We start from the raw sequence: 13,443 nt of genomic DNA, 5'->3' as shown, positions 1-13,443 counted from the left end.
AACTTGAGATTGATTAGTGTCGTAGTTACTAGAAATCTGTAGCTTGTAGTTCAGTAAAGATATCAAGACTAGGTAGGTTTGTATGTACACCAGCACATACTCTTCACTTTCTAGGGTGTGGGCGCTGCCCTACCTCACTTTCTCTTAGTGCTTCCGCTGTTCTGTGTGTAGATAACTGCTAGGTTTGGATGTGATGGCGATGGAAAATTAAATCGCGCTCACGATACTACCCTTACCTTGCTCTTCAGTAGCTCCCTAACAGTATGATAGAAGTTAACCATGGGAATGTACGGTACGCCCATCCCCGCAAACTTCATCGCACGTGTGAGTGAGGAGCGATCATAGATGGTGAGCTCGTCTAGCAGAGGATGTGATACATCATCCACTGGAGGGTGAAGTTGTGCTTCAAGGCACAATTCTTCAATGCTCTTCTTCTGGCGCTTGACAAGCTCCGATATGTGGGCGCCCTGTGGGCCCTTTAGCAACTCGTAGACTTGGCCCCGCATGTGGAATGGCAGCATCATGTTCTCGATTAAGGAAAGTTGCTCAAGATAGAGATCTCCGTAGATAATCAGCAGATTCAGAGACCGCGAATCCTGCGCAAACTTCTCCATGTGAGACTCAATTTCACCTATCCACGCATCGGCTTCAGCACGTGTGGCAAAGGTCTTGACCCCTCCTTTCAGTGCAGGCATTAGATGATCTGATAAAAACGAGAGTACAGGCGTACCCCCTGCAGCATTTACGAACTGCATGTCCCGCATTGCCATGAAAACTAGACTAGCCCCGTCACCATGGAGATACCCAGCATGCCTTGCAATGTCGCTCATTAAATCATATGCCTCCAGCACGAAGTCATGCTCTTGCTGCAGCGCATCTGCGTCCTTGCTCTTCTCACGCAGCGCGGAGAGTCTTTTATATAGCATACCTTGTACCTGGTCGTAGAGAGATAGACCAAGTGGTTCAAAGTATATGTATTTGTCGCAATCCTCGGCTTCTGCTTTTGCACGCTCTTTATACACCCTCTTGTGCTCCGCACTGCTGTCAAATGCTCGGTTTAGAACATCTGCGGCTTTGCCCGAGTACCAGCTCCACAGCCTATCAAAAGCTTGCACCCTGTCCCAGGAGCTAAGCAGCGTGACCAAATCTTTCACAACATTGCGGAATTCCTTATTAGCAACCTTCAAAAAGGCAGGATGGGAAATCATGCGGACCCCACAACATGTACCCTTAGATGCAAACTGCGACTCAGTCTCTGGACATGGCCCACTTTCAGTAGACAGCGCTTGTAGCTGGTTGAGCACTTTCACAAATTCCTGATCAGTCACATTTTTATAATTCCCCTGGCCAAGTAAGTCAGACATGGCTCCTTCCACAACCTTGCGGATATCCCCGTCGTACGGCGTGTTCTCACCATGAAGCTCGAGGCATTTTTCTAAGTACCGATACGTGTGCGTATGCAGCATTTGCTTGGTAAAGGCGTGCGAACTGTCAAAATCTGGTATGCTTTCTCTGGCAATTGCAACGCCCTCCATAATAAGTAAAATGTTGTTCAGCCCCCAGGCAAGGCACCGTGATTTACCAGCAGCATTTTTGGCGAAAGTGCCAGAAGCCATTCGCTTTGTGGCATCTAGGTCCTTATACCTTCCCCAAATTTTGGTACGCTTCAGCATAGCTTCAAGCGTGTTCGCGAACATCTTATATTCTCCCTCGGTTTTCTTCGCGCTGTGTTTTACAAAACTCGCGTCCAAGATACCTTTTAGGGCTTCAAACACCTTGTTCCTGACATAACGATTGACGTAATCCGCATCTTTCAAAAACCTTGCCAGTGCGGCGTGCCGCCCCTCTTTCGAAAGCGCACGTGCAACTTCTTCGGGAAACAAGTCCGATGTAGGAATGCGCTCCAGCATTTGGTTCCAACTTGAACGAAAACTCCTGAGTTTGCGCAAGTCAGGGGCTCTCTCCGACTGGGAAACATACGCCACGTATTCTAGCAGTGAGAAAAGATGTTGATTGGTTTCAACTCTGAGTACAATGTACGCCCTTCGGAAAAACACATCAAAAATCAGCTCTGCATCGCGTATGCCGTACTCTTGGGCTGCCGTGCGTAGCGCATGCAGTACCCTACGTGCACTTAATCCGGTATTAACTGGGTCTACATGTGTTTCCAATGTTATCCGGCGCGTGCGCTCCCCATCATCTTCAACAATCCAGTAGTTACTGTCTACAGCCTTGCTCCGCACCAGATCTCTGAAATTGGTAATAAGCTCAGACTTTGCATCCTCATCGTATGCTCGCTTAGAACGGGTTTCGTCGTAACGCACATTTGCATATGCCTCGACTATCTTGCCCTCTTTGTTTAGCGCCTTCACTACAGGAGCTATGGAACTTTCTACCCAAGTCTCAATATCTTTCGCGTTGTCAAAAACCTTATCTTCAGCACTGATCACAGCAGCAACCGCTTCCAAGCCGGCAATAAATTCTTCGTGCCCCGATATGGCTCTGGGAAAGCTGCTTTTCGCGATCCTCCTGAACACCCCTTGACTTTTCACCCCATGTACTTCCGCATGGTTTTTCAGCTGCTCTAGAAGTTCTAGCACTCTGTCAAGAACGGTGGAGGTCGCCTTTACTGCCAGCTCCTTAAAGCCCTCAATGAAGGAATCTACGATGCTTTCGTGTCCTTTCGCATCTATACTCCCCCCCAGCTTACTGATAACCCTCTCGTACGCCTTTGCCACTTCAACATCATCCGTCAGCGCCTTCTTGAGCGATGCAACCATTCCCCCGACCCAAGCATCTACTTCTTGCTCATTTTCAAATGCCAGACCTTGCTTGCTTCCAATATTTTTCACAGTGCTTTCAAGCCATTCAACAAAGTCAGGGGATTTTGCCACATCTTCGGCAAACTCTTTGCTCTCCAAAGCGGCGAGAATATAATCGGACTTCAGGCTTTGGCCACCGGTGTAGTCTTTCAAGCGCTTGAGCATTTCCAGCACTTCGCTGCTGTCAGCAATGATAGAAACCTTACTTTTTATCAGCTCCTCAAAACCCTGTGAAAACTCCTTTTTGCCTCCCGTGCTTGTTTTCTTCAATGCCTTCTGTGCCGTGACGTACGCATTGACAACTCTATAATCGCTGTCCAGAACGGAGCTCAGGGGAGCCAGGGTTTTGGTAATCCAAGCCTTAGCCTCCTTCCTGTTCTTTTTTGTCACATCATTGCCTTTCACTACTGCGGCCAGAGCATCTAATACCTGGGGCAATTTGGGCAACCCAGTCACTCCACGACAAAAAGGCATGCTGGCAACGTCAGCAAAGAAAGTGTTCGTTTCCTCATTTAACTTGCGATCTGCGGCATGTTTCTTGAACAGGTTCAAAAGCTCAAGCACCTCTTTGTTGCAAAAACTCCCTTCCCACTCTTTCACTTTACCGGGATCACCAGACCACTTTTCGCAAGTCAGCTTAATCATGCCGTGTGCCCCGCTCTGCACAACGTTAGCGTCCGCCCTGGCGCATCCACCGGCACCCATATATTTACTAGGCGCAAGAACCTCTATTGCAGCACGCTTGCCGCTGGAAGGCGAGTTACTCACGCATCCCACATCATGCATGCTGGCCCGCCCACTGGCAAAATCTATGTTCTGATACGGCACAAAGACCTCATCATCCCTAATCTTTGCGCGCCCTTCGGCAACTCTGTAGTGTACAAGTTTTTCATATCCAGTAGACGACGAGGTGCCGCCAGGTCGCCCTCCACCACCCGCTGTCAGTCTCAAGCTGCACGTTTCTCCACCAACATCGTCACACAATAAAGCCGTGGTATTTCCGCCTGGGCTCTGAGCGTTACTGTTGCCCTTGGCATCAAGCAAGGCGGCGCCTCCATGGCCGACGCTAGTTATTAAGTATTTGCGCTCTTCCGGATTCACCTTGAGGACCCCCATTACGTACTCGCCAGGTTTGCCAACCTTGGCGCCTCCACGCAATGAGCCAGATTCTCCGCCTCCCCACATTTCTATCCTTATAAAATCACACTCGGTGTTATCACGACTAATTTCCAGCAGGTGTTTGTTGCTTTCCTCAGGACTCAACCCAGCAGCCAAGGGAGAGCCCCCCGTATAGTACTTATACACATACTCGGGAAAGTTACTCACGCACATGCCCTGCATTAGGAGGTTTAGAGGCACAATTGAGCTCGTGCTTTCCTCTTCAGAGTCCCGCAGAAAAAATGGTTGATGGTAATCCTCGCTCATGTACCTGGTTTTACAATGGCCACTGATTACCCCATATTTGCTCGAGCTACTGCACATGGAGGGAGTTTCATGATCGAACACCCTATCATTGTCATAGAGGTAAAGCATGTTATCCTTGCACAGTACATCGCCACCGGTGCCGCCGCTTCCCTGCGGCACAATGCGGAAAAAACGCCCCCTGATTCTCATGCGATCAATATCTTCCTGGCGCATTTTAGAGAGGTCCAGCGATCTACTGTCATCACACAACAGATTCCTCTTACTGGCTTTGTCCAGGCTGCGGGCCACAAGGACTTTAGGCAGCTCGCTAACCCAGTAGTGCCTGTGGTCCCTCCTGACGTAAAACTTCTTGGGAGAAAACTGCAAACCCGTTAGACAAGTTACATTGCCTCTGGGGTCTTCATCATAAGTCTGTCTGAGTTGCTTGCAGTTTTTGAGTTCAACACCAGGTTCATCACAAACGTATTTTAGTGTAAAGTCATAGCTGTTTACATCAAACTTCGGCCTCGCCACGGCAAACTCCGCCGCACTATCTTTGTCGCCAGGACCCATGGCTAAATTGCAGTAACCTGTATCATTGCCGTTTAGATCTTTGCACGGGTTAAATCTTATCTGCATCTTGTTCCCGGGCACCGAAGTTATGGAAGGCCGCTGTAAACCCGGCGCTGGCACACAGTCAACAACCCTGCCAGCATTGCTAACGCGTTCAATGCAGATCTCATCATCATGCCTATGTAACCTATACCCAAAAGCGGACACATACTCTTCGGGGTCTTGGGTCTCAACAGGAAAATCAGCGCACTCCTTTGATAAATTATGCAGTCCGCCTGTCATTCTTCCACAATCGATAATTTTTGGTCCGCGCGAGCGCACAGGTGAGTGTGTGCGGCTGTCACCCAAGTATAAATCTTGTACCTTATTTACGCCTCCGTCTTCGGTAATAACGCGAAGTCCGGGCATGAAATAGGACTGCCTGCGGAATTCTATTGGCACAACATGAATGCGCGATTCCTTGGCAAAGGCGTTGCAAAACCCTGGCACTTCCGGGGTAACTGCAATAATGTTGACGCAGCCCCGCCAAGTGTTCATATATTCACATGCCTGCTTCACCCTGTCGTCGAGTGAGAGGTCATCAAAGTTTGTTAGCTCACCCTCTTGGTGTGTCCTTTTCAGCTCCAGCTCTCTTGCCAAATTATCATCTAAAATGCTAGTCCACTTTGTGCATGCGCACATCTGTAGTTCGTTATTCGCGTTACGTTGTACATACCCGGCAACATAGCCGAGCGGCCTTTGCATGTACTCCCACCTTTCTACTCTCACCTTTTCAGCATCAATATTGTGACCAATCATCGGTGCCCTAAACACAACCAAGATTTCAGGCACGGCGAAGATGCTGTCTGCATTCCTCCGACCTGGCACTTCACGGAACTCATCGGGTACAACGCCCCCTGCAGAATCACACATGCGTGGGACATAAAACACCATGGCAGAGCACAGCATGCACACCAAATGTACCCAAAACCCCAACCATAGGCGGCTATTTGTACGCCGCTCCGAATTAATTACAAACATACAGTCGAAAAATATATACGGGTACCTTCTTTTTAGTATATTTCAGTCAACCAAGACTAGTTCACATGAATAGCTTTAAATAAAGATTAATATCAACTAAAAATAGCTATTCATATCCTAATATTACACACCCTTCCTAGGAAGATATATTGGGTATATGGGTTATATCCTATAAAAGCTTCCTATATGACAGAAATATGCTATATGTTGTATGCGTCAAGACATATAACATACACGCCGTTGCCCATTGGTGGCGCAAATGGATTCTGGCTGCCAAGTAATTGCACGGTCACGTACTCCGGCGGATTATGATGCGAAGTTAGATTCAGATACGGTGAAGTGCGCGGTGCGCGCGGAATTCGGATCGTTATCCGGTGCATATGTAGCATATAAAGCAGCCCTAGGGGGCTGTGCGTGGTGCAACAAGATGCGCTGCTGCATTACCGAGGTTGGTAGGTGTAGGGTAATTGCAAAGCAGCAGATGGTTTACCCACTGCAGCACAAAAATGCCTACACCTGTTGGATTTCTCGGACCATTGTTCTGAGAAGCACGTGCTACTGCTGCGCGACCTTATCGCACTTTGCATGGAACGCCGGCAACCAATCCTTGCCCTTTTCCGCAACGGCTTCGTACATGAGTTTTATTGTTGCCCTATTTGCAGACAGCACTCTTGTCTCTTTATCCTGCAGCTTCAACTCCAAAACTACTGAGGAGTTGCCTTGCTTGATGAAGAAGTGCCCCTCATGATGAGGAATCTGCAACATGACATCCACCTCTTCTTTTGAGAGACCGAATATCCTGATATGCTGCTGGCTGCTTATAATGACGTTAGGCATGAAAATACGCGTTTCTATGTGCTTGCTAGCATATCTGATGAGCTTGCTCGCAGAGATGGCACGCATGTTTTCCGCCGCAAACACCACCACAACGTTCAGTGCGGTAAGCCTCTCCATCCACGCATCGAACTCGCTCTCATCAGGAAACACCACATCCATGATCCAAGCTTCGTACATTACGAGAATAGTCGGCTCTCCATTGAAGCGGCTTTCAAGGGAGCGCAAAAGGAAATACAACACGGCACCTATGCATTCCTGTTTGCCAGCAAGCATACCGACGTTTATCGCCAAAAATTCCGCATCCAACACCATCTCTTTCCTGCCTGATATTAAATGCGCAAACGCTCCCTTGGTACCCCAGGCACGTGCCGCTCCCCCCAATTCTTCTATGCATTCCCGAACTTTTTCCGGCGTACGAGACTCTACAGGAATAGAGAATATCCTATCAACAACCTCTCTGGCTGCCAGCTTAATCTCTGCGCTGGGCGGCCCAAGCGGGCTAGCCATTCTCTCTACAACCCCAACGGCTATTTCGCGATTTGTTTGTGTATCATGCACGTTGAACGGATTGAAGAACTGAGTTACCTTACCTTGCCTGTCATCTATCCTGTTGTATTGCCCGTTGATTGCAGTGGCAAAAATTATAGACTTTCCGCTATAGTCAAATACTACAGATTTTGCACGCAGCCTTCTGGACTCTGAAATGATAAAATTTATCAGCAGGGTCATGTGTGAATCTTGCGGCCCAAGACACAGAGTGTGTCCTTTCTCTCCCGCGTGAAAGCCAAAAAAATACGGTAGGTTCTGGTTGGAGAAAAACAGGGTAATTGCCTCTTGCCATCTTCCACCCTTAAGTGCCCCAGAAGGGAAGTGGTGCGTCATGGCAAAGGTGCATGCAGCCTTCACCATTGCGAATCGCATCCCAAGAACGTAGCGGAAGCCGCCGGGCATGTTGGCCCAAAAGTCGTCTTCCAGGGCCAAGTCAACCCTCACCACAATTGCACCCAATGCCGAGAATGCAGCAACCATCTTTTTTATGTCTTTTTTGAGGGATGGCACACTGTTCGAGATGATCATGCAACTCACTTTCCGCTTACAGCAGTCCCCGATTGAGTCTTCATTCGCAGACATGATCTCTTCTAGGCGAGCAATTTTTGCAAGCTCTGCGTCCCCGCTTATCTCTAGCATCTCGGCCTGTCTCCTGTACGCATCTTTAACCTGCGTACTCGGCACAAACTGTATAACCTCTGTTATGACAAATTCGCATTCTTGCTGCAAACACATGTCAATTGCGTCTAGAGATTCACCAGCGTACTCTTTGACGCCAAGAACTGCTCCGTATCTGGAGCCGCTTTCGTCTGAAACCTTCAACGTGTTGAACCCGACAGTCAGGCCGCACCCCGCAGCTATCGTGTGCGCACTGTCACGGGATTCTAAGAAGCGCTCCCCACGCCTTAAGGTAACCAAATAACCCAGAAATTCCAGCAGTTCAGACCGCCATCTTCCGTCATCACAGCGGATTACCCCAAGCCGTCTGGCAGAAAAGCACTGTAGCTCTGCCACCATTGCGGAGGTCACCTTGGATAACTGCTGCACTTTGGAGGCCAAGAAGCTCTTGTGTCTTTTTTTGACGATGCCGAATGTCAATGCACTCACCATGCGCTCTAGCCCTTCACGCATGGGCTGAGTCACCACCGCAATATACACCTCATTAGCGTAGGTGCGCCTTGAGCTTATGGAGGACCGGTACACGGAGTGCAACGAGTCGGAAAAGTCCTGAGTCTTGCGCCAATCAAGTTCAAACTGGCATTCCTCCCTTACGGTGTATACCCAGAATGCAATTCCTGGATCTTGCACATTCGCTATTGCCGTCCGTATGGCATCTCTGAGAGACCCCAAACCCGAACTGTAGGCATAATCCTCTATTTGTATTATCTGTACCAGCCCCCCACTTTTGTTCAGCAGCGTGTCTTCATTGTAGTGGCAGGCAGGCGTTATGAACTCCGCGTAGGAATGCGTCCCCCCCGTATGGGAGGGAGTATGCACCTCTTTAGTTACACAGTCCTTCTCACCAGAACTTTCACCAGCATCACCCTTTTTTGGGCGAAACCTGAGCATAAAATCATCTATGAAAGACACCGGCAAACACCCACGAAAACCTCACGCACCAAGCATAATTCAGAGTACTACATTCATATGCTTAACATTCCGTGAACCAAAAATAGGCAACCTGACCGGCGTTCAGAAAGCCTGAACGTCAACAAGTGTGCTATATCGTAGTACCAGCAAGCACTCTACAGTCGAAGTCATCAGCACCTAGCTCTGCAATACCACCTGCAAATTTTGAAATCAACTTCCCGGCACCGAAAAAGATCGCAGTAAAAACCACCAACATCACTATCGCAGGCCATGCAAGTCTACCAAAAACCGCCATAATGCTCGAGCCCAGTATGACCCCCGTCATTATTGGCAGCCCTAACTTCTGCACAAATACCACAACATTACATATAACTTTAGACACCACCTCGCCATTTGCCGCATTGGATGAACCCTGCATTGCATTTATACTTGAGGCCTCAGAATTGAACGATATTAGCGTAAAAATAAACACAGATACCGTTGTTAAAAAGGCTTTTAACATCCCACTTCTCTTAAAGACTTTACCTGTCTACCTTATATAACAATCTGCGTAACCTATCTACAGTTATGCTTAATGAATTTTTCAATTTTATTGTATATCGCTCAAGTCTACGGCGTGTATCGCGAATTTCAGAATGTATACCAGCCTGAGGGAGCGCTGGAACCCAGCACGTGTGACGCCCACGGGACACTATAGTGTCCCGTCAAGGCATCTGGCAACATTGGTATCTTGTTGCGGTAGTTGTGTCAGAACTATCGGCATCGAGTACGTCACTGCCGCGCATTCCCGAATAAGTTTTACTTGCAGTCAAAGTTATCAGCGTCTAGCTCGGTAATCCCCTGCGCAAATCTGCTGATGAGCTTGCTTGCGCCAAAGAATATCGCGGTAAATACAACCAACATTGCTATAGCAGGCCATGCTAGCCTACCGAAAACCGCCATCACGCTTGCACCTAGGATAACGCCGGTCATGATCGGCAACCCCAACTTCTGCACAAAAAGAATGACATTACATATCACTTTTGTAGCCACATCTTTTTTATCATCCTGTTGCACTGCCGGCTTGCCGTTTGCGAGGGCGCAGTCTGCAGTACCGATGCTGAGCGCAACTAGTAGTGTGCATGCTCCTATTGCCTGAAAGAAAAATTTTACAAACCATGACATTATTGAACCCCCATTCAGAACTATCCCACACACCACGGAAAAGCCCCTACGATATGCCACTTATGCGAGCAGATTTATAAGTTTACTAAAATCCGCTTTCATGACCTCCACGGTGCACTTAGCATACGGTGAGCAACTCACCTTGTTTGCATTCTATGAGACAATAGGTTAATTTAGGATTAACTAATATTCTTGTTTAGCGCGCAATTATGTACGCTCCCTCCCAAATAACAGGATCCTTAGGGACTTTTCCGAATAAAATATGTATTTATGCGGGTAATTTTGTCATTTCTTACGCTTGTAGTAGGTTATAGCAACACACGTTCACGTGGTGGAGTTGCTTTACTACACCATTCGTGCGGTACAATATCCGCCATGGGTCGGCCCTAGCGGCAACCTATGCTGGGTGTAGTGAATACTAAAAGTCGTGCAAAGCAAAGAGTCCTCGGGGAGGGGGGTTGGGCCTTGTGTTCAACGTTTGCATACGGTATGGGTGTATACAGTTCGTTACGCGCTCTACTATCGGTAATGAGCCATCCCCCGACTATACGCGTATTATATATAATATTGGTCTTCGTCGAGATGTTGTAATGCCGGCTTCGGTGGCGCAAAGCCGCGCGTAACAGGTGCCGAGTGCACATCCTCATGGCGAGGTATTTTCTCCAGGGGGCAGAATGGCACAACGCTTTCATCGCAAAGCAGTTTGCTGCCGCCCCGGGGGTGCAGGGCGGCAGCGTGGGCGTTTGTCCTTATTACTACAAGCATGAGCCTTCACGCATCACACTGCTGTGGACACAATCGCGCCCAGATACGTACACGCCTATGTGCACGAAAATACGGACGTCGGACCAACACCATCAGCAAATTTCTTAACCAGTTTATCTGCTCCAAAGAACACCCCAGTGAACACCACTAGTATGGCTATTGCAGGCCACGCCAATCTGCCGAAAATTGCCATGATGCTAGAGCCTAATATCACCCCAGTCATGATTGGCAACCCTATAGCCCTGACGAAACTGATTACATTGCAGATGACCTTGCCGGCAACCATATCATCGTTGGCGCCGCCACCGCCACCTGGGCCTACATTACCACTACCTGGGCCTACATTACCACCACCTGGGCCTGTATTACCACCCACAGCAGGAAACTGGTTAGCAGTACCGACATTCGTACTGCCGGTGCTCTTACTGCCGGTGCTCTTACTACCAGAACCCTTACTGCCGGCGTGGGCCGAATCAACAATAAATAGGAACACCAAAAACAACAATACCTTCGGCGCTGCGGCGCACATAGCACTTCCGAAACGCTTCAATAACAAACAACAAGTCACTTTCCTCTCCCTAGTAAACAATCAAAATCTCTACGCTTCAGGGTGACAGTGCACCAGGTATCGAACTCCGCCACTTATGACACAACATGTAGGCGGTACCTTTCTCGTGTGTGGCCAAAACTATGGGGATCATCCCTCGCAAATGGCTGTGCGCACTGCCCGTGTGGTTCAGTTGGTATCACACAGTACAAGATCCGGTAACCCTGAGCTGTACGCCCTGGGACAGCACTACTTGGAAGGCTTGCCCGCGCAGATGTGAACGAGCGCAGGCCACCAAACCATTGAGAAAAGTTCGTTGCAGCGTTTCGGCGACTGTGAACAGTTATCGAAATATTCCACAGCATACAATGGAGCACCGGGCAAGATGGCACGCCCATTACGGGCAAAAAGGTAGTAGTTAGGGTGCTGCACGCGCAAAGTGCATGCAGCGACATGAAAGCGGCCTGGGGCTTCATTCAAAGTTCCTCGACAAGTGGCACAATGTCACAGGGGCCAGTGACGTAGAGGAAATTGATTAACAACACGTGACTCCAAAAATGCAGAGAGCAAAAAGTCTCGGCTAACAGGCCTTTGTATGCGCGCGCAAATTTGTGTCTCGCTGAAGGTTGCATTGGTGCGAACATTTACTAGGCAAAACAGTGAGACACTACCAAGCATGCGTGTACAACGCCTGCTGGGTAACCTTAGCCGTGTCTAAACTTGGCCATCAGCCCCAAACTCTACTACCTAATGTTGTCCCTGAAGTACAGTTAAAGGTCCACACCCAAATCCTCCCACTTCTTACCAGCACCTCACAACTCATTCCCATATCAACTGGTTACCTAACCAACTACACAGCATTTCCATCTCCTTCATTCAAAGCTCTTGGTACTATCAACACACCTGCCCATTGTATGGATAATGATGTAAGTTCAATGAGGAAAACAAAAGAGGAAGTACTGGTATTTCGGGTTGCACTAGTAACACATGTGGTAGGAATAGCGGTGCACATCAACCGGCACTCTACACAGTTGGGTTCCTGGCATCACTCATACCTCACCCAAATCCCTGCGTATTACCTACACAGCATCACTTGACTTCGTCCCCACAACTTAGTACACCCATCAACTACACCCAGGCCATCCCTAACTCGTACCACCCAGCCCAGCACACCTAACTACCCAACCAACTACACAGCATACCTCTACTCTACCACTTCTCGGGTTCATCTCACTGTGGCACTAGTAACACATGTGGTGAAAATAGTGGTGCAACAAGAGCGCTCTAGTATAGGAACTGGTGCAGAAGTGGTAGGGAGTGAGGCGCCAGGGTTGAAGTTGAAGTAGGGTATGAGAGGTTTGTTATTAAGGGGGGAGATAACACAGCATTTCTTCTAGGTAGAGATCTAACATTAGATACAGTGAGGGGTCAGTTACTATCCAGTGCATTGGGTAGGATGTCTATGGGGGATGTGAAGAGGTTTAGGAAGGAAGTAGTAGATAGTATAGGAGCAGGAACAGCTAGTCCTGTAAGGGCTGTATTTAGCAGTGCAGTACTTGGTAGTGCAGTACCTAGTGCTGATGGTGATACATTCCTGATGGGAGAGATGGTAGGAGTTGATGAGGGACTAGTTATTCAAGAACTAAGTAGAGCTGATGAGTTAGTGAAGTTACAACATGAATTAGAAAAGCAAGTAAGTAAACTAGCTGAACTTGGAGAACTTAAGTGGTTAGGAGAACTTGAGAAGCTGCAGGCTGAGGAGATCCAGAAGGTGAAGGACAGCATAGGGGAGATGGAGAAAGAGAAGATAAGGGAGGTGGAGACGGCGAAGGGGGAGTTTGAGAAGGAGATAGAGGGGATAAAAGGGGACTTGGAGAAGCTAGCAACTGAGAAGATGAAGGAAGTTGTGATGAAGGTGGGGTTCAACGAGTTGGGACTGGAGGCTGCGGTGAAGAAGGAGGTGGGAGAGAAGCTATGGAGCAAAGAGCCGGAAAAGGTGAAGGAGGCGTTGGAGAAGTTAGAGGAGATAAAGAAGTGGGATAAGGTAAAGCAGGAAAGGGATGAGCTGAAGGAGAAGCTTAAGGAAATAGAAAAGATAAAGGTAAAGGAGCTCCAGAAGGTGAAGGAGAAGATACAGGAGGTGGAGATAGAGAAGTTGGAGAAGGTGGTTAA

5 protein-coding genes are annotated in these 13,443 nt (G+C 48.4%); all 5 read right to left on the bottom strand.

Features of this window, described 5'->3' with window-relative positions:
- Positions 1–218 precede the first annotated feature (218 nt).
- On the bottom strand, positions 219–5,819 hold the full coding sequence (locus ACIS_RS01315; protein WP_012880446.1) for a glycine-rich domain-containing protein: 5,601 nt from the start codon (positions 5,817–5,819) through the stop codon (positions 219–221).
- Positions 5,820–6,374: 555 nt separating this feature from the next.
- Positions 6,375–8,795 carry a VirB4 family type IV secretion/conjugal transfer ATPase gene (locus tag ACIS_RS01310; RefSeq protein WP_012880445.1) on the bottom strand — a complete coding sequence of 807 codons (2,421 nt, stop codon included), beginning with the start codon at positions 8,793–8,795 and terminating at the stop codon, positions 6,375–6,377.
- Positions 8,796–8,925: 130 nt separating this feature from the next.
- Positions 8,926–9,297 (bottom strand): TrbC/VirB2 family protein, encoded by a 372-nt coding sequence (locus tag ACIS_RS01305; RefSeq protein WP_041651117.1) that lies wholly within the window; start codon positions 9,295–9,297, stop codon positions 8,926–8,928.
- Positions 9,298–9,593: 296 nt separating this feature from the next.
- The gene (locus tag ACIS_RS01300; RefSeq protein WP_012880443.1) at positions 9,594–9,959 is read right to left on the bottom strand and encodes a TrbC/VirB2 family protein; all 366 of its coding nucleotides are present in this window, start codon (positions 9,957–9,959) and stop codon (positions 9,594–9,596) included.
- Between the two features lie 820 nt (positions 9,960–10,779).
- Positions 10,780–11,100, bottom strand: coding sequence for a TrbC/VirB2 family protein (locus tag ACIS_RS05630; protein ID WP_410510741.1), 321 nt, complete (start codon positions 11,098–11,100; stop codon positions 10,780–10,782).
- Between the last annotated feature and the right edge of the window lie 2,343 nt (positions 11,101–13,443).

This window comes from Anaplasma centrale str. Israel (assembly GCF_000024505.1).
GTDB classification, from domain to species: domain Bacteria; phylum Pseudomonadota; class Alphaproteobacteria; order Rickettsiales; family Anaplasmataceae; genus Anaplasma; species Anaplasma centrale.
The sequence above is the reverse complement of the archived record's forward strand: the minus strand, read 5'-3'. Positions and strand labels throughout refer to the sequence as shown.